Annotated in this window: 25 protein-coding genes; 6 read left to right on the plus strand and 19 right to left on the minus strand. The window is 61.1% G+C overall.

Going from position 1 to position 24,357, the window contains the following annotated elements:
- Positions 1 to 219: 219 nt before the first annotated feature.
- The 5 genes from CRO46_RS12040 to CRO46_RS12060 form a co-directional block, all read right to left on the minus strand.
- The gene (locus CRO46_RS12040; protein WP_097108016.1) at positions 220 to 978 is read right to left on the minus strand and encodes an ABC transporter permease; all 759 of its coding nucleotides are present in this window, start codon (positions 976 to 978) and stop codon (positions 220 to 222) included.
- Positions 975 to 1,769, minus strand: coding sequence for an ABC transporter ATP-binding protein (locus CRO46_RS12045; protein WP_097108017.1), 795 nt, complete (start codon positions 1,767 to 1,769; stop codon positions 975 to 977). Before CRO46_RS12045 ends, CRO46_RS12040 begins: the two co-directional genes overlap by 4 nt.
- Positions 1,770 to 1,771: 2 nt before the next feature.
- Positions 1,772 to 2,773 (minus strand): ABC transporter substrate-binding protein, encoded by a 1,002-nt coding sequence (locus tag CRO46_RS12050; RefSeq protein WP_097108018.1) that lies wholly within the window; start codon positions 2,771 to 2,773, stop codon positions 1,772 to 1,774.
- A 230-nt stretch (positions 2,774 to 3,003) separates the two neighbouring features.
- Complete coding sequence (locus CRO46_RS12055) at positions 3,004 to 4,131, minus strand: ATP-dependent DNA helicase (protein WP_097108019.1); 1,128 nt, start codon at positions 4,129 to 4,131, stop codon at positions 3,004 to 3,006.
- A 230-nt stretch (positions 4,132 to 4,361) separates the two neighbouring features.
- Positions 4,362 to 4,751 carry an RrF2 family transcriptional regulator gene (locus tag CRO46_RS12060; protein WP_097108263.1) on the minus strand — a complete coding sequence of 130 codons (390 nt, stop codon included), beginning with the start codon at positions 4,749 to 4,751 and terminating at the stop codon, positions 4,362 to 4,364.
- 86 nt (positions 4,752 to 4,837) lie between these two features.
- Here CRO46_RS12060 and CRO46_RS19985 point away from each other — a divergent pair, with 86 nt between their 5' ends.
- Both CRO46_RS19985 and CRO46_RS12065 read left to right on the plus strand, forming a co-directional pair.
- Entirely contained in the window at positions 4,838 to 4,996 is a 159-nt protein-coding gene (locus tag CRO46_RS19985; protein ID WP_179759041.1) for a hypothetical protein, read from the plus strand.
- On the plus strand, positions 4,989 to 5,438 hold the full coding sequence (locus CRO46_RS12065; protein ID WP_097108020.1) for a group III truncated hemoglobin: 450 nt from the start codon (positions 4,989 to 4,991) through the stop codon (positions 5,436 to 5,438). Before CRO46_RS19985 ends, CRO46_RS12065 begins: the two co-directional genes overlap by 8 nt.
- 11 nt (positions 5,439 to 5,449) lie before the next feature.
- On the opposite strand, the gene CRO46_RS12070 is transcribed toward CRO46_RS12065, so the two are convergent.
- From CRO46_RS12070 to CRO46_RS12085, 4 genes are read right to left on the minus strand one after another with little or no spacing between them, the layout of a single operon-like run.
- Positions 5,450 to 5,848: a nitrile hydratase accessory protein gene (locus tag CRO46_RS12070; RefSeq protein WP_425479271.1), complete on the minus strand. Its 399-nt coding sequence runs from the start codon at positions 5,846 to 5,848 to the stop codon at positions 5,450 to 5,452.
- A complete protein-coding gene (gene nthB, locus CRO46_RS12075; protein ID WP_097108022.1) occupies positions 5,835 to 6,494 on the minus strand; it encodes a nitrile hydratase subunit beta in 660 nt (219 codons plus the stop codon). Before nthB ends, CRO46_RS12070 begins: the two co-directional genes overlap by 14 nt.
- On the minus strand, positions 6,491 to 7,165 hold the full coding sequence (gene nthA, locus CRO46_RS12080; protein ID WP_097108023.1) for a nitrile hydratase subunit alpha: 675 nt from the start codon (positions 7,163 to 7,165) through the stop codon (positions 6,491 to 6,493). The genes nthB and nthA overlap by 4 nt, the downstream gene beginning before the upstream one ends.
- Positions 7,166 to 7,191: 26 nt before the next feature.
- Positions 7,192 to 7,785 (minus strand): LysE family translocator, encoded by a 594-nt coding sequence (locus CRO46_RS12085; protein ID WP_097108024.1) that lies wholly within the window; start codon positions 7,783 to 7,785, stop codon positions 7,192 to 7,194.
- A gap of 121 nt (positions 7,786 to 7,906) precedes the next feature.
- Here CRO46_RS12085 and CRO46_RS12090 point away from each other — a divergent pair, with 121 nt between their 5' ends.
- A complete protein-coding gene (locus CRO46_RS12090; RefSeq protein WP_097108025.1) occupies positions 7,907 to 8,752 on the plus strand; it encodes an aldo/keto reductase in 846 nt (281 codons plus the stop codon).
- Between the two features lie 186 nt (positions 8,753 to 8,938).
- Here the strand turns inward: CRO46_RS12090 and CRO46_RS12095 are convergent, their stop codons facing one another.
- The 3 genes from CRO46_RS12095 to CRO46_RS12105 form a co-directional block, all read right to left on the minus strand.
- Positions 8,939 to 9,898, minus strand: coding sequence for a sensor domain-containing diguanylate cyclase (locus CRO46_RS12095; RefSeq protein WP_097108026.1), 960 nt, complete (start codon positions 9,896 to 9,898; stop codon positions 8,939 to 8,941).
- Between the two features lie 342 nt (positions 9,899 to 10,240).
- On the minus strand, positions 10,241 to 10,813 hold the full coding sequence (ilvN, locus tag CRO46_RS12100; protein WP_097108027.1) for an acetolactate synthase small subunit: 573 nt from the start codon (positions 10,811 to 10,813) through the stop codon (positions 10,241 to 10,243).
- A gap of 24 nt (positions 10,814 to 10,837) precedes the next feature.
- Entirely contained in the window at positions 10,838 to 12,613 is a 1,776-nt protein-coding gene (locus CRO46_RS12105) for an acetolactate synthase 3 large subunit (protein WP_097108028.1), read from the minus strand.
- A 327-nt stretch (positions 12,614 to 12,940) separates the two neighbouring features.
- On the opposite strand from CRO46_RS12105, the gene CRO46_RS12110 reads away from it, so the two are divergent.
- Complete coding sequence (locus CRO46_RS12110) at positions 12,941 to 14,866, plus strand: ATP-binding protein (protein WP_097108029.1); 1,926 nt, start codon at positions 12,941 to 12,943, stop codon at positions 14,864 to 14,866.
- 158 nt (positions 14,867 to 15,024) lie between these two features.
- Here the strand turns inward: CRO46_RS12110 and CRO46_RS12115 are convergent, their stop codons facing one another.
- The gene (locus CRO46_RS12115; protein WP_097108030.1) at positions 15,025 to 15,798 is read right to left on the minus strand and encodes a GGDEF domain-containing protein; all 774 of its coding nucleotides are present in this window, start codon (positions 15,796 to 15,798) and stop codon (positions 15,025 to 15,027) included.
- 104 nt (positions 15,799 to 15,902) lie between these two features.
- Positions 15,903 to 16,802 carry a tRNA (adenosine(37)-N6)-dimethylallyltransferase MiaA gene (gene miaA / locus CRO46_RS12120; RefSeq protein WP_097108031.1) on the minus strand — a complete coding sequence of 300 codons (900 nt, stop codon included), beginning with the start codon at positions 16,800 to 16,802 and terminating at the stop codon, positions 15,903 to 15,905.
- Here miaA and serB point away from each other — a divergent pair.
- Together serB and CRO46_RS12130 are read left to right on the plus strand one after the other, a co-directional pair.
- Complete coding sequence (serB, locus tag CRO46_RS12125) at positions 16,801 to 17,691, plus strand: phosphoserine phosphatase SerB (protein WP_097108032.1); 891 nt, start codon at positions 16,801 to 16,803, stop codon at positions 17,689 to 17,691. The genes miaA and serB overlap by 2 nt on opposite strands.
- Positions 17,688 to 18,242: a GNAT family N-acetyltransferase gene (locus CRO46_RS12130; protein WP_097108033.1), complete on the plus strand. Its 555-nt coding sequence runs from the start codon at positions 17,688 to 17,690 to the stop codon at positions 18,240 to 18,242. The genes serB and CRO46_RS12130 overlap by 4 nt, the downstream gene beginning before the upstream one ends.
- Before the next feature lie 54 nt (positions 18,243 to 18,296).
- Here the strand turns inward: CRO46_RS12130 and CRO46_RS12135 are convergent, their stop codons facing one another.
- The 5 genes from CRO46_RS12135 to hflK all read right to left on the minus strand — a co-directional run bounded on the left by CRO46_RS12135 (position 18,297) and on the right by hflK (position 24,263).
- Entirely contained in the window at positions 18,297 to 20,078 is a 1,782-nt protein-coding gene (locus CRO46_RS12135) for a B12-binding domain-containing radical SAM protein (RefSeq protein WP_097108034.1), read from the minus strand.
- A gap of 318 nt (positions 20,079 to 20,396) precedes the next feature.
- Positions 20,397 to 21,872: a DegQ family serine endoprotease gene (locus tag CRO46_RS12140; protein WP_097108035.1), complete on the minus strand. Its 1,476-nt coding sequence runs from the start codon at positions 21,870 to 21,872 to the stop codon at positions 20,397 to 20,399.
- A 104-nt stretch (positions 21,873 to 21,976) separates the two neighbouring features.
- Positions 21,977 to 22,159, minus strand: a complete 183-nt coding sequence (locus CRO46_RS12145; RefSeq protein ID WP_097108036.1) for a DUF2065 domain-containing protein — start codon at positions 22,157 to 22,159, stop codon at positions 21,977 to 21,979.
- A gap of 20 nt (positions 22,160 to 22,179) precedes the next feature.
- Entirely contained in the window at positions 22,180 to 23,151 is a 972-nt protein-coding gene (gene hflC / locus CRO46_RS12150; RefSeq protein WP_097108037.1) for a protease modulator HflC, read from the minus strand.
- The gene (hflK, locus tag CRO46_RS12155; RefSeq protein ID WP_097108038.1) at positions 23,151 to 24,263 is read right to left on the minus strand and encodes an FtsH protease activity modulator HflK; all 1,113 of its coding nucleotides are present in this window, start codon (positions 24,261 to 24,263) and stop codon (positions 23,151 to 23,153) included. Before hflK ends, hflC begins: the two co-directional genes overlap by 1 nt.
- Between the last annotated feature and the right edge of the window lie 94 nt (positions 24,264 to 24,357).

Raw genomic sequence — 24,357 nt, forward strand, 5'->3', positions numbered from 1 at the left:
TTGTCCTTGACCGATGCGAAGATGAGAGGTTGGAGGCAATCAGCCTTTAACCAGCACGATTGTCGAAATCGCGGTGCGGTGCCTCGACGTAAGGCATCTTGCCAATCGTCCAGGCATGGAGCGCCCTGGATTGTGGCTGCAACGTGCGCACGAGCCGGGTCATTCCATATGACGGTCAAGTCGCCGGAACTCGAGGTTCCGGCGGCGCATTGCCTGAAATCAAGCCGTGCGGTCGGCCCAGCCGGCGAAAATCCGTTCGAGTGCGACCACCACGTAGTAAAGCACGATGCCGAGGAAGGCCAAGGCGATCAGAACGGCGAACATCAGCGGGTAGTCCGAGTTGGTCTTGCCGCTGTCGAACAATGCGCCGAGCCCGCGGCCATGGGGCGAGACGATTTCCATCAGGTTGGTGCCGATAAAGGCCAGCGTGACCGCCACCTTGAGTGCGCCGAAAAACTCCGGCAAGGTCTTGGGCAACGCGATCTTCCAGAAGATCGTCGCCTGCGATGCACCGAGCGACCTCAGGATATCGCGGTATTCGGGCTCCAGCGTCGACAGCCCGATCGACACGGAAACCGCGATCGGGAAGAAGCTGATCATGAAGGCGATCAGCACGGTGTTGAAATCATGCGCGCCGACGAACATCAGGGCGACGATCGGCACCACGGTGGCCTTCGGCACGGCGTTGAAGCCGACCAGGAGCGGATAGAGCGCATCGCGCATCACCCTGGAAAATCCCATGATCATGCCAAGCGCGATGCCGAAGACGACGGCCAGCAACAGGCCCACAACCGTGCGCCACAGGGTCTGCCAGCCCATCACAAGGAACAGCTCCCAGTATTTTTGATAGGCCGGGATCAGGTCGCTCGGCGAGGCCATCTTGTAGTTGGGCCAGCCCATGACCCAGACCAGCGCTTCCCACAGCGCCAGAAACACGATCACCGCGAGAACGGGCACGTAGACCTGACGCCCCGTCATGCGGCGGCTCCCGCCGGCACCCTGCCCTGGGCAATCTCGATCTGGTGGCGCAAGGTGTTGAGCATGGCCGCAGCCTCGGGCGTATAGAGATGGTCGAGGGTCCGGGGGCCGGTGTCGGGAACATCGAGCACGAATTGTGTCTTTGCGGGCCGTCCGGACAACACCACGACCTGGTCGGCCAGGAAGATCGACTCGCGCAGATCATGGGTGATGAGAACGCCGGTGAACGGCTCTTCGGCTTTCACCCGGTGCATGATCTGCCAGAGATCCTCGCGGGTGAAGGCATCCAGCGCCCCGAATGGCTCATCAAGAATGAGAACTTCGGGCGAATGGATCAGCGCGCGGCACAGGGAAGCGCGCTGTTTCATGCCGCCGGAGAGTTCGGACGGACGCTTGTTTTCGAATCCCTCGAGGCCGACAAGGGCCAGCAGCCTGCGGGCGCGCTCTTCGCCCTCGGCCTTGGAGAGCTTCGAGGGCACGATCTCCAGCGGCAGCAGCACATTCTGCAGGATGGTCCGCCATTCGAGTAGGACCGGGTTCTGGAACGCCATGCCGACATTCGAGCGCGGCGCGGTGATCCGGGTGCCGTGAACATAGACCTCGCCATGATCGGGGATCAAAAGCCCCGCGACCAGTCGGGTGAGTGTCGACTTGCCACAGCCCGACGGGCCGACGACAGCCACGAAACCGCCTTCGGGCACCGACATCTCAAGACCGTCGAGCACCGGGAGCGGACCGGAAGCGGTGCGGTATGAATGCCGCACCGCCTTGATTTCAATCAGATTTTCCAAACTCAATCCGTCAGCTTGAAGCCGCCGGCCGGCAGATAGGCGTCGGTGAAGTACAGCGCCGCGTCCGGAGTCGTGGTGAAGCTGTAGGTGGTGGCAATCTGCTTGAGGGATTCAGCCATGCGGTCGCTGTCGATGACGCCGAATCCGTTCGCCTTGACCGCGTCGGTCAGCACATTCGCCTCGAGCGCCAGTTCCAGGCGGCGCTGCTCCAGCGCCGCATCGGCCGCCGGATTGCGCTCGATCAGCATCGGAATAACGGCTGCCGGATCGGCAGCGGCGGCTTTCCAGCCCTCGGCGGTCGCCGCCAGAAAGTCCTTGACGGCTTCGGGGTTCTTTTCGGCGAAGTCGGTGTTGACGATGATGACGTTGCCGTAGAGCTTCACGCCGTAATCGGCCATCAGCAGGGTGACCAGATCGTCCTCGGGAACGCCAAGACGCGCCGAGTTCAGATAGGAGGTGAAGGAAAAGCCGGTGATCGCGGCGACATTGCCTTCGGCCAGCATCGGCTCGCGGGTCGGAAAGCCGACCGGTTCAACCGTGATCTTGTCCATGTCGAGATCGTTCTCGGCGGCAAAGATCGGGAACTGGGCCCAGGCGCCATCCGGTGGCGGGGCACCGAGGACCTTGCCTTCGAGGCTTTTCGGATCCGTGATCCCGAGCGACTTTCTGCCGATCACCGCAAAAGGCGGCTTGTCGTAGAGCATCATGGCCGCAATCACCGGTGCATCCGGGTTCTGGTCGAGAAACTTGATCAGGCTGTTGATATCGGCAGAGCCAACCGGAAACGCTCCGGTCGCCACTTTCGGAATGGCATCCAGCGATCCGTTGCCGGCCTCGACGGACACGTTCAGTCCCTTGTCGGCGTAATAGCCGTTGTCAATAGCGGCAAAAAAGGGAGCAGCCGGTCCCTCGAATTTCCAGTCAAGGGCGAATGGCATGTCGGTTTCTGCGTGGGCAGCAGTTGCGCCGAGCATCGCGACGGCCAGCATTGTGCGAAGGAACATGGGTGAACTCCCGTCAGAATGAGGGTCAATGATAAGTACCGGAGTGAGAATAGGTACCGCCTCAAAGAGGAGTCAATAGACCGGAAGATGTCGTTAGCAAAAGTTTTGTGCAGTGCACATATTTAAGGCACCCAATCCAAATACCGTGCAGACCTGCGACAAGCGACAAGGCGGATCAGATATCCAGGTTCGGAGAAGCCGATCGCGGTCGGACAAGTTCTCGAAACGGTCTACCGGACGATCACCAACCGCTCGGCAGCGCGTGTGATCGCGGTGTAGAGCCAACGCTCGCGGGTTTCGCGGAAGGCGTAGCTTTCATCGAATAGGACGACGGAGTTCCACTGCGAGCCCTGCGCCTTGTGCACGGTGAGCGCATAACCATAGTCAAAATCGTCGTAGCGCTTCCTGGTCTGCCAGGGCACCTCGAGATCGGGATCGTCGAAGACGCTTTTGAGCAGCTTGATCTTGGCGGAGCCGCGATCCATGTCGTCGTCTTCGGGCCGGACCAGCAGGTTGATGCCGGGTTTGACGGTTTCCTTTGACGAGGTCATCACCTGCCAGAGCGATCCGTTAAGCAGCGCTTTCGAGGGATCGTTCCTGAGACACACCAGCTTGTCACCGGCCTGCGGGAAGGCCTGGGTAAAGCCCTTGAGCTCGCGCAGGCGCTGGTTGTAGCGGCGGCGGGTGCGGTTGGTGCCGACCAGCACCTGATCGGCTTCCAGTACCATGTCACGATCGACCTGGTTCTTGCCGATCACCTGGGCGGTGCCGTAGTCGCCATGCATGATCTCGTTGCCTTCACGCACCCGCATGGCCAGATCAATGATCGGGTTGTCGCGGGCCTGGCGATGGATCTCGGTAAGCAGGATATCGGGTTCGTGCTCGGTGAAGAAGCCCCCCCCGGAAATCGGCGGCAACTGGCCCGGATCACCCAGGACCAGGATCGGCGTGCCGAAGCTCATCAGGTCGCGGCCCAGCGCCTCGTCGACCATCGAGCATTCGTCGATGATGATGAGGGCCGCCTGCGCCAGCGGGCTCTGCCGGTTGATCGAGAACAGCGGCGAGACCGTGGTCTTGCCGGTCTCCTCGTCTGACACCTCTTCCTCCCCTTTGGGCCGGTAGATCAGCGAGTGGATGGTGCGGGCATTGGTAGCGCCACGGGCGCGCAACACCTGCGCCGCCTTGCCGGTGAAGGCGGCAAACAGCACCTCGCCATCGACATGCTCGGCGAAATACCTCGCCAGCGTGGTCTTGCCGGTGCCGGCATAGCCGAACAGCCGGAAGATCGGCGTGCGGCCGTCCTTGAGCCATCGCGAGACGGCCTTGAGCGCCTCATCCTGTTGCGGTGAAAACTTCATGGCCTCTCTTGGCAGATTCGCCGCGACGTGTCGCGCATGGGAATGGAGGCTGATTAATTCTTGCATGCAGCTTGGCCGAGTGCTGCTCCCCGACCCGGGCGCGCGACATTTTCTTCTTCCCGTCACCCCGGATCTGATTCGGAGTCATGTCCGCCCATGTCATTTTATGGAATGATTTTTTGATCCGGCGGACACAAATCGGGAGCATCCACGGGCTTCGCGGCCTTCAATCAGAGGATCGAGGCCAGGTTGTGCTTGCCGAGCGTTTGCAGGAAGGCCGATCTGGCCTGGCCGAGCACGCCCTTGAGCCCGCAGCCTGGAAGGAACACGCAATCGTCGCCGCCAAAACAGCCGGCGATGTTGAAATCGGGTTCCATATGTTCGGCCACCGCCCTGAGACCGATCTCACCCGGCGGCATGGCCAGCCGCAATCCGCCGTTGCGGCCACGCACCGGGGTGACGAAGCCGCCGGCGGTGAGGTTCTGTGCAACCTTCATCAGGTGGTGTTTCGAGACGCCAAATTCGCGCGCCAGATCATCGACCGACTTGACCTCGGCCGGCGCCCGGCCCAGCGCCATGAGAACGCGGAAAGCGTAGTCAGTGTGAAGCGTCAGGCGCATCATCTACCTCGATAGTGGTATTTCATATATTGCTTTTAGTCGTGCGAGCGAATAGTGGTAATCAAAATACCAGAAAAGAGGGTGCCATGAAAACACTGCTTTGGCTTTTTCTGCTTCCGGGCGATCTGGTGCGCCGCCAGCTCGGCATCAGCGTCGAACAGGATGGCGGCCTGATCCGCTCCTTCATCAACATGTGCGTCTGGGGAGCGGTGACGCTGTTGATCGCCTTGAAATATTATGGCTGACCGGCCCGATCCATTCGTCATCAACGCCCGGCCGGCGCCGCCGCGGGTTCCGGACGTCGCGATCACTCCGGACGAGATCGCGCTGCTGGTTGAGCGGTTTTACAGTGCGGTCCGCCAGCACCCACGGCTCGGCCCGCTGTTCGAGAACCGGCTCGCGGGCAAATGGCCCCCCCATCTTGAGCGGATGAACCTGTTCTGGCGTTCGGTGCTGTTGCATTCGGGCGAGTATTCCGGCCAGCCGGTGGTCAAGCACAATGGTTTGCCGGACCTGCAGGAGGGTGATTTCCGGCTGTGGCTGGAATTGTTCGAACAGACCACGGCGGAGCTGTTCGAGACCGAAATAGCAGCCCCGATCCAGGTGATCGCCCGGCGCATCGCCCGCAGCCTGTGGCTCGCACGCTTCGGCACACCGTTCAACAAGGCGCCGGACTGGCTGGATTGAAAGTTCGGGCCTTACGCCCGCTCCGGGTCGTTTTCCAGAAGGATCGGCTGGCCGTGCGGGGTGGCGTGGGCGGCGCGTTGCCAGGCGTGTGAGACCGCATCGATCATCTCGGAACCGGTCACACCCTTTTGCGACAGCAGCGCTTCGATTGCTGCGAGCCAGTGCTGGTAATAATCGCTGCCATCCTGTGCGGCATTCGGCCTGGCCACCTGGCGGGACAGTTCCGCCGCCCATTCGCTCCAGGTGAAGACACCGCGCTGATGCAGCGCCACGGCGAGCGCGAAGGCCTGGGCCTGCCAGGGTTCGGCGAAGACAGGCGCATCAGGTCCCGAACCGACAGGCAGGCGGAACGGCGTGTCGGCGGCGCCGGCATCTGGACCAGCCGCGGCGGATGGTTCAGGCCGGCTCAAGATAGCTCTCCCAAGCATCAATCGACACGGTCAGCGCCGGATCAGCCCGCTGCCCCCAGAGTTCGCGTCCGTCGAAACAGACGGTATAGACATGTTCGGGGTTTTCGCCCTTGCCGTGCGCATTGCTGTCGGGGAAGACGAAGCCTTCGCGCACGGCCTCGATGGTGCCTGTCTTGTCGCGCGCATAGCGCGGCAGCCGCGTGTGGCCTTCGGGGTGTTCATTGATGGTGCGGACCCGGTCGCCGGGCTTGAAACGGGGCTCAGTCGAAACGTCCCGGTTGCAGGGCCCGCCACGGGAAAGAACCGCGGCAACATCGTTTTCATGTAGCACCCGCTTTGGCGTGACGCCGGGCCAGATCTTGTGGCCCGCCAGCAGCTCGTCGGCCGCGACAAAGCCGTAACGTTCGAGCAGGGTTTCCAGCGCCCTGATCCAGATCTCGTAATAGCTGGAGGAATAATAGACTGCCGGGTGCAGGCTTTCGCGGGCATGGCGGCTTTCGTCAATGGTCCAGGCGCCGAACGCGCCGGTGGCCAGCGTCACGCCGAGCGCGCGCCTTTCCCAATCGGCATGAAACACCGGTTCGTTGGTTTCGGGCGCGACCGGGCCGAAGCCCATCTGTCCGCCAAGATCGTGCGGGCCGTTCATGATGCTGCCCCATTGCCGGCCTCCGGTGGCCACACAGCACCGGGTTCGCGCGACCCGGGCATGAGCGGCAGGCCGGTGCCGATCATGGCGTCGCGGGTGACCAGCCGGGCAAGCTCGTCTTCGCCGAGGCCTTCGGTTTCCACCGGGCGCGTCGGCACCACCATGTAGCGCAGCTCGGCGGTGGAATCCCACACCCGGATGCGGGTGTCCTCGGGAAGAATGAGACCGAATTCGGCCAGCACGCCGCGCGGATTGATGACCGCCTGGCTGCGATAGGGCGGCGCCTTGTACCAGACCGGCGGCACGCCGAGCACGGTCCAGGGGTAGCAGGAACACAACGTGCAGACGACGAGATTGTGAGTGTCTTCGGTGTTGAAGACCGCCTGCATGTGCTCGCCCTGGCGGCCCATGTAACCGAGCGAGGCGATGGCTGCGGTGGCGTCACGCTTGAGCCATTCCGCAAACTCCGGATCGGACCAGGCTTTCGCCACCACGCGGGCGCCGTTGCGCGGGCCGACCTTGTGCTCGTAGGTGTCGACGATGGCGTCGATGGCAGCGGGATCGATCAGGCCCTTTTCGACAAGGATCGTCTCCAGCGCCTTGACCCGGGCGGCGAAGGGATCAAGCTCGTTGTCGTGGTGGTGATCGTGGTCAGGATGGTCGTGTGTCATGGCGTGAGCGTAGTCCTTGCGATCCGCTACCGCAACATCGGCCAGAGGCTGAGGATCAGTAACACGGCCATGGTGATGTTGAACCATTTGAGCCGCAGCGGATCGGCCAGCCAGGACCTGAGCACGGAGCCGAACCCGGCCCAGGCTGCAACGCAGGGTATGGTGGCAAGCGCAAAGGCCAAAAAGATCAGCAGCACCGTGTCGGCGTAATGTGCAGGGTCGGTGTAAATTCCCATGGCGGTGACCAGCATCACCCAGGCCTTGGGGTTGACCCACTGGAACGCCGCCGCCTCGAGAAACGTCATCGGCCGCGCACCAGCCTTCGCTTCGGGCAACGTGTTCGATATTGCAATGCGCCAGGCGATATAGACGAGATAGCCACCACCCACGATCTTGAGAACCAGATAAAGCGACGGAAAGGCCGTCAGCAAGGTGCCAAGCCCGAAGCCGACGCCCAAAAGCAGTGCCAGAAATCCGATGCCGATGCCCGCCATGTGCGGCACGGTGTTGCGGAAGCCGAAATTCACGCCGGATGTGAACAGCATCATGGTGTTCGGGCCCGGCGTGCCGGAGGCAACGAAGGCAAAAGCGATCAGGGTGAGGAAGGTTTCGAGTGCCATGGTCTTTCCCGCCGGCCCGATGCCGGTCCCGATGTGATAAACCACCGTTGCCGCGAGACAAACAAATTGTCGTCATACCGGCATTCGAGAATGTGATGGCAACCCAACAAAGGAGACCTAAATGGGCCAAGCGCTACCAAAGGCGGCGTTCAGCGACGGACAGAGTGTTCCAGCGCTCGGACTCGGCACCTGGCACATGGGCGAACGCGGCGGCGAAAAGGCGGGCGAAGTGCGGGCGTTGCAGGCAGGCATCGCGTCCGGCATGACACTGATCGACACGGCGGAAATGTATGCCAATGGCGGTGCGGAAGAGGTCACCGGCGAAGCCATCAAAGGCCGGCGTGACGAGGTCTTTCTCGTCTCCAAGGTGCTGCCCTCCAACGCCAGCCGTCACGGCACCATCGCGGCCTGCGAGGCGAGCCTGAAACGGCTCGGAACCGATCATATCGACCTCTACCTGCTGCACTGGCCCGGCCGACATCCGCTCGGCGGAACCGTCGAGGCTTTTGAGGAATTGCGCGCAGCCGGCAAGATCAAGCGCTGGGGCGTTTCCAATTTCGACACGCTCGCCATGCGGCAGCTCTCCGCCCTGCCGCATGGCGACAATTGTGCCGCCAACCAGGTGCTCTACAACCTGTCGACCCGCGGCATCGAATTCGACCTCATGCCGTGGATGGCTGACAAGGCGATGCCTCTGATGGCCTATTCGCCGCTCGACGAAGGCCGGTTGCTCCGGCATCCGGGGCTGGGCAGAATGGCAAAACGGCTCGGGCTGCCGCCGGCGCAACTGGCGCTGGCGTTTCTGCTTCACCGCGATAACGTGATTGCGATCCCGAAATCATCGAGCCCGGAACGGGTGGCTGAAAACCGCGCCGCGGCCGACATTTCACTGACCGCGGATCAATTGGCGGAACTCGACAAGATCTTCCCACCGCCCCGCGCGCGCGAACCCCTGCAGATGATCTGAAAACGCCGCACGAAAAGAGGATCAAGACCCGGTCAGACACCCTACCTCGGACAGCACCGCGCCCAACCTGTTCGCCAACGAAGCCCCGGGAAAACGGCCGCGCACGGACAATCCCGGCTCTTCAAGAGAGCGGAAAACACCGGCTTCGTGTTGCGGAGATGGATGTACCTTGACCTTCAGCCAGGGTCAGTGCGCGACAACAACCCGGTTGCGTCCCGTGTTTTTGGCCTCATAGAGCGCCTCGTCTGCTCGCGCGACAATCTTTCCGAATTCCGTATCTTCAGGTGAACGGGTGGCCACGCCGACCGAGATCGAGAAGCGCAACGCACCGTCATTCGTCGGTATTTCGATGCGCCCGATTGATTTGCGCAGTTTCTCGCCAACGGCCGCAGCGGCCGTTTCATTCAACCCGGGAAGAAGGACAAGGAATTCCTCGCCACCGATACGCGCAAACACGCCTTTCTCCGGCCCGACGGCTTCGGCACCGCACCTGGCCAACGCGATGAGAGCCTGATCACCCAGCCCGTGGCCGTAGCTGTCATTGATTTTCTTGAAGTGATCCACATCCAGTAGTAGCACAGAGAGGTCCCGGTCAGACACGCTGGCATTCTCCATGCAATCGGCTGCGATAGCGAAAACATGGCGCCTATTGAACGCCCCGGTCAATTCGTCGGTGGTCGAGAGCCGCTCAAGCGACTGCTCCTTGAGCTTCAGGTCAGAAACATCTTGAAACAGAACCTGAATGACCGGCGTTCCGGCCCAGGGCAGGCGTGCGCTTATCAGTTTGATGTTAATGGGCGGCCCGTCGCCCGCGCTCAGGAGGGTCTCCTTGTTGATAACCTCAGCACCCTCTGCAAAGGAACGTTGCAACTGGTTCATAACAGCATCGAATTCAGTAGGATCTACAAAATCCAAGACATGCTGACCGACCAGCTCCTCTTTCCTGACGCCGAGCATTCGGCAGGCTTCTTGATTGCCAAACAGGATCCCTTGTTCAGTATGAATCAACAACCCCATTGGCATGATGTCGAGCATCATTCCCAGGCGTTGCTGAGTGTCAATCAAAGCCTGTTGGGTTGCCTCGGCTGCACCTATGGCATCATCATCAAGGTAAAACTCGCCGTTTTGGGCTTGTGCCGATCCCATAGTGCACCTCCTCGCAATATTTGAGATTTAGCACTCCCAATCTAAAGATTTGGTTTCGACACCGCCTCTCACCCTGCCGGCCGCAGCAGAAAATGATCACGTCAAGCAGAAAAAACTGTAACGCACTACTTCTCAGAAGCACTTTCAGCCGGATTTAATTATCATCTCAAATATTTTTTGCTCCCGGTCGAGCATTCGACCGGTATTTCACTAATACAAGGGCTTCTCTATCTGCAACTTCGCTAAATCTCGACTAGCGGAAAGAACAGAACCGTCCCCGCACAATTTACGCAAATTCGCCCGGTACGGATCTCGAAGCACAAGAGCGACAGGCCGGCGGCCCTACATGCCCTGAGGACCGCGATTCATGGCGGCGATGCCGGTGCGGCAGATCTCGACCAGGCCGAGGGGGCGCATGATCGAGATGAACTGTTCGATCTTGGAAACCCGGCCGGTGATCTCGAAGATGAAATGCTCGGTGTTGGCGTCGATCACCTGGGCGCGGAAGGCGTCAGCGAGCCTGAGCGCTTCGACCCGGTTGTCATTGGTGCCGGTGACCTTGACCAGGGCAAGCTCGCGTTCGAGCGGCTTGTCATGACCGAGTTCGGCCGAGCGCACGGTGAGATCGACCACCCGGTGCACCGGAACAATGCGCTCGAGCTGCGACTTGATCTGCTCGAGCACCTGCGGCGTGGCCGTGGTGACGATGGTGATGCGAGACAGATGCGCCTCGTGTTCGGTCTCCGAGACCGTCAGGCTCTCGATGTTGTAACCGCGGCCGGAGAACAGGCCGATGACCCGGGCAAGGACACCCGGCTCGTTGTCGACAAGCACCGAGAGGGTGTGGGATTCAGGCCGGGCGGTTTCGGCGGTCATGAAATAGGCCGAACCGGTGGGCTGATGCTGTGCGTTCATGAGATTGTTCCTCTAACAGGCGCTCTAAACGAGCGCGCGGCCTTTCGCATCGATGGCGTTGGCGACGGCTTCGTCGGATGCCTCGTCAGGCAGCAGCATGTCGTTGTGGGCCTTGCCGGACGGGATCATCGGGAAGCAGTTGGCAAGGGCTGCGACCCGGCAATCGAAGATCACCGGCTGCGGCGTGTCGATCATCGTGCGGATCGCATCGTCGAGATCATCGGGCTTTTCGCAGCGGATGCCGACGCCACCATAGGCTTCGGCCAGCTTGACGAAATCAGGCATGGATTCGGTGTAGGAATGCGACAGCCGGTTGCCGTGCAGCAGCTGCTGCCACTGCCGAACCATGCCCATATACTGGTTGTTCAGGATGAAGATCTTGACCGGCAGGCCGTACTGGACCGCACAGGACATTTCCTGGATACACATCTGAATCGAGGCATCCCCGGCGATGTCGATGACCAGGCTGTCGCGGTGTGCAACCTGCACGCCGACTGCCGCCGGGAAGCCATAGCCCATGGTGCCCAGACCACCCGACGTCATCCAGCGGTTGGGTTCCTCGAAGCCGTAGAACTGCGCCGCCCACATCTGGTGCTGTCCGACTTCGGTGGTGATGTAGGTGTCGTGGTCCTTGGTCAGCTCATAAAGCCGCTGGATCGCGTATTGTGGCATGATGACGTCCTTGTTGGACGCATAGGCGAGCGAATTGCGGCCGCGCCACTTTTCGATCTGCGCCCACCAGTCGGCAAGCTGGCTCCTGTCGGTCTTCTTCGACGCGCGCCACAGCCGGACCATGTCTTCGAGAACATGACCGACGTCGCCGACGATCCCGACTTCGGTGCGGACGATCTTGTTGATCGAGGACGGATCGATGTCGATGTGGATCTTCTTGGATTTCGGTGAAAACGCGTCCAGACGGCCGGTAATGCGGTCGTCGAAACGGGCGCCGATGCAGACCATGACATCGCAATCATGCATCGCCATGTTGGCTTCATAGGTGCCGTGCATGCCGAGCATGCCCATCCAGTTCTTGCCCGATGCCGGATAGGCGCCCAGGCCCATCAGGGTCGAGGTGATCGGGAAACCGGTGAGGTCAACCAGTTCGCGCAGCAACTGGCTGGCTTCGCGGCCCGAATTGACCACGCCGCCACCGGAATAGATGATGGGACGCTTGGCGCCGGCCATCAGCTCGATGGCCGCGCGAATCTTGTCGAGGTCGCCCGAGACCTTCGGCTGATAGCTCTTCTGCTCGATCACCGGCGATGGCGGCGTGTAGATGCCGGTGGCAAACTGGACATCCTTGGGAATATCGACGACGACGGGTCCGGGACGGCCGGTGGTGGCGATACGGAAGGCTTCGTGAATGATGCGGGAGAGCTGGTTGACGTCCTTGACCAGCCAGTTGTGCTTGGTGCAGGGCCGCGTGATGCCGACGGTGTCGCACTCCTGAAACGCGTCCGAGCCGATCAGCGAGGTCGGAACCTGGCCGGAGATACAGACCAGCGGGATCGAATCCATCAGCGCATCCTGCAACGCGGTGACCACGTTGGTCGCCCCCGGTCCGGAGGTGACGAGAACGACGCCGGGCTTGCCGGTGGAGCGGGCATAGCCTTCCGCCATGTGGCCGGCACCCTGCTCGTGGCGCACCAGAATGTGCTCGACATCATCCTGCTGGTGAAGTTCGTCGTAAATCGGCAGGACCGCGCCGCCGGGATATCCAAAGATATGTTCGACGCCATTGTCCTTCAGCGCCTGCAGAACCATTTCCGCGCCCGTCATTTCCATCTGCTTGCCGGCCATATCGCCTGACCCCTTGTGTCCGTCTGTTTGTCGAGCTCAATAGCCCGGTTTAAGCCATAAAAAAAGGCCCCCGAAGGAGCCTGTGTTTCGCGCATGGGAGCTTTCGCCGGGTGGCTACGCCACCCTGCCCATGCGCGGTCCTACCACGAGAATGTTCGCGATCTTGTTCATGTCAGAAGTGGTACCGTCTAGGTGCCGCCGCGTCAACGGATTAATTGCACGAATATGCGCTTCAAAAAGCGCGTAGCGGTGATTTCTGCAACTCCCCATTAACCTCGTGCTGCGATGGTGAGCCGGATGGATAATGGGCAAATCAGCAACACCGGAATGACAGCGCCGTCTCCCGCAGAGGATGACGGTCGCGGGCGCCGTGGCATCTACCCCCCGGGCAACCGGATGATGGGGCGCGTGGTCGGTTGCTCAGGCTCGAAGGCGACGGTGAGCGCAATTGCCAGCAAGGACGGCGGCGGTCTGGCCGAATTGTGGTCGGTAGGCCGGCTGATATCGATCAGTGTCGGCGAAAACCGGGTGGCAGCCCTCGTCTGCTCGATGACGACTGCAACCTCGGCGTGGACCGAAGAAACAGAAAACGTCATGCATATCGAGGTCGAGCTGGTCGGCGAGATCCGCAACGGAATCAACGGGAAACCGGAATTCAGCGCCGGTATCACCCAGTATCCCTATCTTGGCGCGGTAGCGCACCGGATGCGCACATCAGATCTTGCCGTCATTTACGATCCCGGCGTAGCCGATACGGCCATGATCGGCAAACTCACGCAAGACACGTCGCTGGGCGCGATGGTGCATGTGCCCTCGCTGCTGTCGCGGCACTTCGCCGTTGTCGGCACCACCGGAGTGGGCAAGACCACGGCTGTGACGCTGCTTCTGCACAAGGCACTGAAAGCAGATCCTTCGCTCAGGGTGCTGATCCTGGATCCGCACAATGAATTCGCCGCTGCCTTTCCGGAAAAGTCGGTGGTCATCGATACCGACACGCTGGACCTGCCATTCTGGCTGTTCAAGCTCGAGGAGTTCACGGAAGTCCTGTTCCGCGGCCGGCCGCCCATCGTCGAAGAAATCGACGTCCTGCGCGACCTGATCCCGGAAGCCAAACGGATGTTCAAGGGCACCACCGACACGACCCTGATCCGGCGCGCCCCGGAAAAATCCTCGCTTACGGCCGACACACCGGTGCCCTACCGCATCGCCGACCTGATGGCGCTCATCGACGAACGTATCGGCAAGCTCGAAGGACGCTCGGAGAAGCCGTATTTGCGGTCGCTGAAGGTCAGGGTGCAGGCCGCGATCAACGATCCGCGCTACGAATTCATGTTCTCGTCGAACACGATCCATGACACGATCCTGTCGACAATCAGCCACATCTTCCGCATCCCGGGCGAAGGCAAGCCGGTCACCACATTCCAGCTGTCGGGCATCCCGTCCGAAGTGGTCAATTCGGTCGCCTCGATCCTGTGCCGGATGGCCTTCGAGATCGCGCTGTGGAGCGCCGGCGGCGTGCGCATTCTGGTGGTCTGCGAGGAAGCCCACCGCTACGTGCCGGCGGACCCGAAACTCGGCTTCTTCCCAACCCGTCAGGCTATCTCCAGGATTGCCAAGGAGGGACGGAAATACGGCGTCAGCCTCGGTGTGATCACCCAGCGGCCCGGCGAGCTCGACCCGACGATCCTGTCTCAGTGCTCGACCGTGTTTGCCATGCGGCTGTCCAACGACCATGACCAAGATATCATCCGGTCGGCAATTCCGGATTCATCGGCTTCGACGATGAGCTTCCTGTCATCGATCGGCAACGGGGAAGCGATCGCCTTCGGCGAGGCCGTCGCAGTGCCGATGCGAATGGTTTTCGAACGGGTTTCCGAGGCCGTCCTGCCCCGCGCCAATTCGGGCCTGCAACCGGTCAACCGTGGCGACCCGAACAATGTCGACCTCGGCAAGATCGTGATGCGGATGCGCCATATCGACGAAACGCAGCGAGCGCCTGGCGCTGCACAGGCAGGCGAGGCCGTGAAACCGCAGCCGCCAACGATCACCCCGCAGGTGCCATCGATCGACCCGGCACAGGAGTTCGACGTGGCCGCGGCGCACCGGCGCCTGACCGACGCACAGGCCGGGCGGCAGAGCGGCTACCCGCCCAGGGAAAGCGCCAGCCCGTCGGCAGCTGCACCGCGCAGCGAGATGAGTTCGTTGCGATCGAGCCTTCTGAATAAACCGCTGTCCTCGCTGATCAAGAACTGAGGTTCCACTGCTCCCTCCAGTTGCTCCGCGTGAGCCAGGCACCGCCTTTACTTACCTTGGGTGCGGGCCCCTGCCCTTTTTTGGTGATGTCGTTGGAAGTTATGTTGCGCTGGAACCGGGTAGGCTGCGCTCAGGGAATGGCGCTGCCGCAAGAACTCTCAGGCGGCGCAGACGCGGTTGCGGCCCTGGCGCTTGGCTTCGTAGAGCTGCTTGTCCGCCCGGCGATATAGCTCTTCGCCGGATTCGGTTCGATCCCAGATCGCCAGCCCGGCGCTGACCGTTACCTTGAGAGTGACATTGCCATTGACAATGCGCAACTCGGATACGGCCTGGCGAATGCGGTCAGAGAGATTGTAAAGCTGCCGCTCAGTGATGTTGGGTGAGAGAATGGCAAACTCCTCGCCACCCAGGCGGGCGAGTACATCATGATAGCGGGTAAAGACCTGCAGGCATTCCGCCACTTCGCGCAGAACCTTGTCACCCACGTCATGGCCATGGGTGTCGTTGACCTTCTTGAAGTGATCCAGATCGAGAATAACCATGCCGATCGGCTTGTCGATATGTCCGAACGCCTCGAGATACTCCGAAAGGGCGTCGTCGAAATAACGGCGGTTGTACATGCCGGTCAGGCTGTCGGTAACTGCCGCGTGTTCCAGATTGAGCGAGCGGACAGAGAGAGATTCGGTCATCTGCTGCAATTTGCCACGTTCCCGCAGGCTGGACGACATGGTCGGGTAAACCAGAAGCAAGCCGCAAACCACCGACAGGCCCGCCAGCACGGCCCCCATGAGGGCGAAGTCTGCTGAAGTCTCGATGCCACCGACGACATGGCCACCGGTCGCGGCGGAGAAGGCCGCCAACGAGAAGACCCCGCCGGCAACTACAAGAATCATCAGCAGAAAAAAGAACAGTTCAGCCTTGTGAAAACGCATCGTCCCAACTGAAATCCATCATCGTGTAACAAAATCTAATGCCAACCCCTTAGAGTTCGCTTAACGAAACAGCAAAACTGCAACAAGTTGGAATACTTTTCGCCCTATGGCTGTATTCGCTGCCACTCTTCGCCCAATTGGTTCCTGAACCAGGTCATTTGCCGCTTGGCGTATTGGCGCGTTGCGGTGCTGGCCAGCTCGATGGCCTGCTCCCGCGACATACGCCCGGCCAGGTAGTCGGCGATCTGACGAACGCCAATGGCCTTCATCGCCGGGTGTTGCGGCGGAATATCGAATGCCAGCAACGCGCGGACCTCGTCGACGGCTCCATTTTCCATCATGTTGGCAAAACGCCCGTTGATCCTGGCGTGCAGCACTGGCCGCTCCGGTTCGAGCACCAGACAGCGCGCAGTCAGCGGATCGACAATCGTGGTGCCGCCGCGGCCCTGAAACCCCGCAATGGAGTGGCCGGTGGCGCGGACTACTTCAAGCGCCCGCAGGATCCGCTGGCGATCCGCCGGGCGAAGCCGTTCGGCCATTTCCGGGTCCAGCACCGCCAGCTCGGCGTGCAGCACCTCGACACCCTCCGACTCCAGCCGCGCGCGCAGCTCGGTACGGATGTCATCGGGGATGGGCGGCATGTCCGACAGGCCGCCGGTCAGAGCCCTGAAATAAAGCCCGGTGCCGCCGACCACCACCGGGATCGCGCCCCGCGCGCGGATACCGGCAATCACATGTGTCGCCTGTTCAAGCCAGATACCGGTGGAATAGATGTCGCTGGGTGCGACATGGCCGTAGAGATGATGCGGAACCGCCGCCAGATCGGCCGCATCCGGGCGGGCTGTCAGGCGGTCGAGCACGCTATAGACCTGCATCGAATCCGCGTTGACAATCTCTCCGCCCAGCTCGCGCGCGAGCCAGAGCGCCAGCGCGGACTTGCCGCTGGCGGTCGGCCCGGCTATCAGAAGCGCCGAGACATCCTGTTGCTGGAGTTTGTGTTCCATGGCCCTCGTTGCCACGCTTATCGCCAATCCGTCAAACCCTGTTCTTGCGCCGAAGCTGGGCGAAGCTGCCTTTGCTGCTGTCGACGGGGCGGGGCTTTACTGGCTTGCCGACGGCATCGCCTGCGACATTGCGCTTAAAGAAGGGATCGACGGACAATCCGCACTGGATACGTTAAGATCGGTGATTGGCACATTGCCTATCGACGTGGCCGTGCAGATGGCCGAGACACGACGCAAGAAGATCCTGATTGCCGACATGGACTCGACCATGATCCGCCAGGAATGCATCGACGAACTTGCAGCCGAGGTTGGTCTCAAGGACAAGGTCTCAGAGATAACCGCGCGCGCCATGAATGGCGAGATTGCGTTTGAACCGGCCTTGCGTGAACGCGTCGGCCTGCTCAAGGGGCTGCCGGTCGAGGTGATCGCGCAGGTGATTGATGCGCGCATCACACTGACCCCGGGCGGGCGTGAGCTGGTCGGCACCATGCGCGCCAACGGACATTACACCGCGCTGGTCTCGGGCGGATTTACTGCCTTTACATCGGTGGTCGCTGAGATGATCGGCTTTGATGAGAACCGCGCCAATATCCTCGAAAGCGAAAACGGGGTCCTGACTGGCATCGTGCGCGAACCTATCCTCGGCAAGCAGGCCAAGGTCGATGCGCTCGAAGAGATTGCTGCCCGTCTCGATCTTGATCCCGCCGACGCGATTGCGGTGGGCGATGGGGCCAATGATCTCGGCATGCTCGGCCGCGCCGGCTCCGGCGTGGCGCTGCATGCCAAGCCCTCCGTTGCGGCAGAAGCCGGTATCCGCATCGATCACGGTGACCTGACGGCGCTGTTGTATCTGCAGGGCTATCGCAAGACCGATTTCGTGACGCCGTGAACCCGCTCTCCACCCAACGGCTGATCCTGCGCAACTGGCAGGACCAAGACGGGGACCTGTTCCACCTGATCAATTCCGATGACAAGGTGATCGAATTCTTCCCGATGCGTCGCAGCCGGGCGGAGGCTGACGCGATGATGGACCGGATTGCGGCAGGCATTGCAAAGAACGGCTTCGGCCTTGCCGCCATTGAGATTGCCGAATCCGGGGAAGTGGCAGGATTTTCAGGCTTGCACATCACCGATGGGCTTCCGGTGGCCGAAGACGGTGCCATCGAGATCGCCTGGCGGCTGGCGCCGCAATTCTGGGGCAAGGGCTATGCCAGCGAGGCCGCGCGGCGCTGGCTCGACTACGGTTTTGCGGAGCTGGGCCTCGAACGCATCATCAGTTTCGCGGTCTACAACAACCACCGTTCGACGGCGGTAATGCGCCGCATCGGAATGCGTGCCCGCCCTGACCTCACCTTTGACCATCCAAAGGTTCCCGATACGCATCCGCAGCTGAAAAGACATGTGTTTTTCGAGATGCTGGCGGACGACTGGCAGGGTTGAGGCTCAACGACAGACGCGCGTTGCCTGATCATGACATGACAACCAAGCTCAAGTTCAACCGGCCCTGGCGACAGCAGTCAGCCGGGCAACGTTCTTCAGATGAGCCACCGCCGAGGTTCCACCGGTGGTTTTCGTGAGCAGATCGAGCGTATCTTCCTCCTCATCATCGACAGGCGTCAGGGCCTGGTCGGTATAGTGCATCGCCCCGTCTTTGCGCGAAATCCGGGCCGCCACTATCGTGAGGTGAACGATCTTGCTGGCAAAGAGAATGTTCTTGCGCAGCGACTGCCACAGAAAACGTGGCCAGAACACAAAGGGATTCTCGCTTGGAAGACCCGGGCGACGTTCCGAGGGGTGCCTGAGCCGGAGAATCCCGGTTTGCAACGGATGCACGTTTTCCAAAGGCACTGCGGTGGCAAATGTCACCAAAAGCTTCACAACGGAATGCATCGGAACGCCGGTCGCAACGGCGCGACGCAGCAGCGTGCGCATGTGTTCGGGCGTGTAGTACAGCGACCATGCCTCGCGATAGATGTTTTCCCATTCAGTCTTGGACATCGACGGATGCGGCATGCAGACATGTTCGACATCATAGATGTTCAGATCGGGATCCATCTCCCCGCCTGCCTTCCACAGCACCTGGTGATCTTCCGATCCGGGAAGCGGTGTCAGGCAGAAGAACTCGACGATGTCGAGCGGCAGCTCCTTCTGGATGATGGCGATGTCGCGCCGGATCGTTTCCGCCGTGTCCGCCGGAAAGCCAAGAATGTATCCTGCAATGGTGATGATGCCCTGGGCCTTCCAGGCCAGCAACATACGCCTGTACTCGGTGATCTTGTTCTGGCGTTTCTTGGCTGCGGCAAGATTGTCCGGGTTGACGTTTTCAAGCCCGATAAAGACGCGCGTCACGCCAGCGCGCTTTGCCTTCTCGATGAAGTTATCGATCTTGTGACAAAGTGTGTCGACCTGAATCATCAAGCCGAGTGGAATTCCTTCGTCTTCGCGCAATTCGATCAGGCGGTCGAAAATCGCTTCCCAGTCCCGGTTACGGGCGAAATTGTCATCGGTGATGAAGAATTTATGGATCCCCTGTGCCCAGTTCATCCGCACGAGTTTTTCCACGTCGTCGGCAGATCGGAACCGCGATTTTCGACCCTGGACATTAATGATGGTGCAGAACGAGCATTGATAGGGACAGCCTCTGCCCGCGTCGAAACTGGTGCTCAAGCCAAGTGTATGCTCGACATAGTCCTTCGGCAGGAAAGGGACCGGCGTCCCCTCGATGCCGGGAAGATCATTGAGGAAATTGTAAAGCGGCCTGAGCGCTCCCGCCGCCGCGTCGCGCAGAACCGTATCAAGGCGGCCTTCGGCCTCACCGGCGAACATCGAGATCCCCAATTCCCGGCACTGGTCCAGTTCCACTGCCTTGCCATCCAGCATGGCCAGACAGCCCGAGATGTGGAACCCGCCCATCATGACCGGCAACCCTGCCTGACGAAACGGACGCGCAATATCGAGCGCACGCGGATACTGGTTGGACTGGACGCCGACCAGGGCAACGAGCCCAAAATTGCCATTGCGTTCGAGACGGCGAAGCAGCTTTGGGATCTTGATGCGGGTGTTTACCTCGTCGATCGCCACAATGTCGATGGCGACCCCGGGGCCAAGCACTTCCCGCTCGGCACAATCGGCGGCTATGCCGTAGACAGCGGCCAGCGAATTCGACGGAATCATCGATCGCCACCAGCGAATGACATAGCCGTCATCGTCGTAATGTGACGGCTTGATGAGGATCAGCTGGAAACGTCTGCTCTCAGTGCTGCTCGGTTGGGTCATGGCAGGGTCTTTGTTCGAGGTCCACCATCAAAACAGAAACGAACGTAGCATGAAACAAAACAGGGCGCCACGCACAGCGCGTGCAAGTATCAAACGCGACAACAAGTACAACGAACCCAGGCACTTACACCTGACGCCGCTCGCAATTTCCGGACAGGAAGACGTCTCGCGCCTGAACGGCTGCATTTCTTGAGTTCGACAACCTTGCCGCTCCCGCTTAACTTACCACCCCGCAAGAAACGATTTCGGCCCCAGGAAACCGCACACAGAAAAGGCGGCCCGCAAGCCGCCTTCAATTTGCGCGTTCCTGTGGCTCTGTCAGTCCATGCGGACTGTGACAAAGCGCAGTTCGCCGGTGCGGCCAGCGAGCATCAACAGCGCGTTGCGGCGCCCGTCCTGTTTCAGCGCGGCAATCCGCTCCTCGACATCCTGCGGGGTCATGACGGTTTCCTGGGCGATTTCGACAATCACGTCGCCGGGCTCGATCCGCTTGTCGGCAGCCGCGGAGTCCGGATCAACAGCGGTGATCACAACGCCTTCGACATCATCGGAAATGGCAAATTCCTGGCGTCCCTCGTCGTTCAATTCGGCCAGTGTCATGCCCAACACGTCGACGGTCTCGAGGGCTTCGTCCAGATCCGGGTCCGTGCCATCTGCATCGGCGCTGGCCAGCTGATCGCTGTCTTCCAGCCGTCCGAGCGTGACCTTGACCGTCTGCTCCTCGCCCTTGCGGATAATGACGACATCGACGGCCTTGCCGACCGGGCTTTCGGCGACAACGCGCGGCAGGTCGCGCATCGCGTCCACATCCTTGCCGTCAAAGCGAATGATAACGTCGCCGGGCTCGATGGTTCCATCGTCAACGGGACCGCCGCGAATAACGCCGGCAACGAGCGCACCCTTTGCCCCATCCATTCCGAGGCTTTCGGCGATCTCATCGGTGACCGGCTGGATGCGCACGCCTAGCCAGCCGCGGCGGGTTTCGCCGAACTCACGCAACTGGTCGATGACATTGACGGCGAGTTCGGTCGGCACGGCAAAACCGATACCGATGGAGCCGCCGGACGGCGAAATGATCGCCGTGTTGATGCCGATGACCTCGCCGTTCATGTTGAACAGCGGGCCGCCGGAATTGCCACGGTTGATGGCGGCATCGGTCTGGATGAAATTGTCGTAGGGACCGGAATTGATGTCACGGCCGCGCGCGGAGATGATGCCGACGGTCACGGTGCCGCCAAGCCCGAACGGGTTGCCGATGGCCATCACCCAGTCGCCGATGCGTATGACGTCGGACTTGCCCAGCGGCACCTCGGTCAGCGGCTTGACAGGCTCGACCTTGAGCACGGCCAGATCGGTCTTGGAATCGGCGCCTACCAGTTCCGCCTTGAGCTTGGAGCCGTCCGCGAAATTGACCTCGATGTCGTCGGCGCCATCGATGACGTGGTTGTTGGTGACGATGATGCCTTCCTCGGCATCGATGACGAAACCGGAGCCCAGTGAAGAGACCTTGCGATTGCGCGGCCCGTCGCCCTGCCGGTCCCTGAAGAACTCGTCGAAGAAATCCTGAAACGGTGAGCCGTCGGGCGCCGGCATCCGGGGCTGGGCGCGGCCGCCGTCACCAATATTCTGCGAAGTCGAGATGTTGACCACCGCGTCAAGCAGTCCCTCGGCCAGATCTGCCACCGAAGCGGGGCCGTTATTGGACTGGGCATAGGCTGGCATCACGGCGGGCGATGCCAGCAGCATCGCTGCTGCGAAGGCCGCCGTGACGGCGCGGAAGCGAACAGGTCTCATCAAGATGGTCTCCTTCGGGAAGCTCTGACTATGCAGTTTGCAACAACTTACGGCGCAATTCCATCCGGTCCAGTCACGTGTTCGTCATGGCGCTAAAACTGCGGTCAGGAGAGCCGCGCCAGGTAGACCAGACCGACGCCGATCGCCAGCGCGACAACGCCGAACAGCCTCAATTGCTCGTCGCCGAGCTTGGGCAGTTCCTCCGCCAGACGGCGGATAAAGGAAGGGGCCAGCGCATAGGCCAGCCCCTCCACTACAAGCACAAGGCCGACCGCCAGAAAGAACATGCCCACTGGCGACCCCTTTATCAGTTTCCAGAGGCAGCAGGCGTCTGTGTCGACGATGCCTCTGGTGCTGCGGGGGACGCTGCTTCAGACGATGCCGCAGCCGCTGGCGCATTGCCGCCCGCCGCATTGTTGAAGTAGCGGAAGAACTCAGATGTCGGCGACAGCACCATGGTGGTGCCGCTGTCGGCGAGCGCATCGTTGTAAGCGTTCATCGAGCGATAGAACTCGAAGAATTCCGCATCCTTGGAAAAGGCTTCGGCGAAGATACGGTTGCGTTCACCATCGCCCTCGCCTCGGATGATTTCAGCATCACGGGCCGCTTCGGAGACGATCTCGACAACCTGACGGTCGGCGATGGCGCGGATACGCTGGGCAGCCTCGTTACCACGTGCGCGGATCAGTTCGGCTTCGGCAAGGCGCTCGGCCTTCATCCGCTCGAAGGTCTGCTGCGAAACTTCCTGCGTCAGGTCGGTACGGCGGATACGAACATCATCGATACGCAGGCCGAGCGATTCCGCTTCGGCACGAAGCTGGTCGCGGACTTCCCGCATCATCGATGTGCGTTCTTCGGACAACGCTGCCTCAAATCCGCGCAGACCGTAAACGGTACGCAGAGCCGAGTTCAGACGGGTACGGAGCCGGGATTCGGCTGCGACCAGATCGCCGGAGACGGTTTCGCGGAAGCGGCGAGCATCGGTGATCTTGTAGAGCACGAATGCATCGACTTCGTAGAACTTGCCGCCGGACACCTGAACGCGGATGTTTTCCAGATCGAAGCGCAGCACGCGGTCTTCGACATATTGCACCGTGTCGGCATCGATGAAGGCGAAAGGCAGCTTGAAGTAGAGACCGGGTTCGGTCTTCACATCCTGGATCTCACCGAAGCGGACAACGATGGCCTGCTGGCGCTCGTTGACGACGAAGATCGACGACCAGACGATGAAGGCGATAACGGCAAGGATAATGCCGATGATTGGAAGACGATTAGCCATTAATTGTTGCCTCCGGCATTCTTGCGGACTTCAGGCAGGGGCAGATAGGGCACCACGCCCGTACCAGCGCCGTCCTGGCTGATGATCACCTTTTCAGAACCGCCGAGAACCCTTTCGAGGGTCTCGAGGTAGAGACGCGAACGGGTGACTTCCGGAGCCTTGGCATATTCTTCGTAGACCGAGAGGAAGCGGCCTGCTTCACCGGTCGCCTCGTTGACGACCCGGTCCTTGTAGGCAGAAGCTTCTTCGCGGAGCTGGGCGCCTTCACCACGGGCCTGACCGAGCTTCTGGTTGGCATACTGGTTGGCTTCCTCGACGAAGCGGTCTTCGTCCTGCTCAGCGCGCTGCACCTCGTCAAAGGCGTCGGCCACTTCCCGCGGCGGTGCCGCATCCTCGATCGAAACCTGATTGACGACGATCCCCGACGGGAAGGTGTCCATCGTACTCTGCATAATGGACTGGACCTCAGCGGCGATGGCTTCACGATTGTCTCGGAAAATGTCCTGCGCCGGACGGCGTCCGACCACCTCGCGCATGGCGCTTTCGGCGACCTGGCGCAGCGTGTCTTCGGGACGGGCGATGTTGAACAGGAAGGCTTTCGGGTCCTGAACCGCGTAAAGCACCTTGAACTCGACATCGACAATGTTCTGGTCGCCCGACAGCATCAGGCCGTCGCTGGAGCCGGTGCGGGACGAGCCGCCGGTGTCCATCTCGCGTTCAACGATGGTGGCCAGTTCGACTGTTTCGAAGGGCCAGAAGATCATGTGAAGACCCGGCTGGGAAATCTCGTCCTTGGGCTTGCCGAAACGCAGCTCGACGCCACGCTCATCCGGCTGCACCGTGTAGATCGACTGCATCAGCCAGAGGCCTGCGAGGCCAAGAACAACCAGCAGAACGATCATTTTCGAACTGCCGCCACCGCCGCCACCGCCGGGGATGGCCTGGCGCAGCTTGTCCTGGCCGCGCCGGATCAGTTCCTCGAGATCCGGCGGATTGCCGCCACCGCGTGGTGGCTGGGGACCCTTGCCCCATGGCCCCTGATTGTTTCCTCCCCCATTGCCGCCGCCGCCCCAAGGGCCGCCGCCGCCTCCGTTTTGATTGCTCCAGGGCATCAATACCTCTTTCCAAACCGTGTTATGGCACGCCCCGGATCCTTGCCGGAGTACGCACGTTGTCCTCGTTATAGGTATCGCTTGCAGCGCTTTC

It is taken from the genome of Parahoeflea halophila, assembly GCF_900220985.1.
Lineage (GTDB): Bacteria > Pseudomonadota > Alphaproteobacteria > Rhizobiales > Rhizobiaceae > Hoeflea > Hoeflea halophila.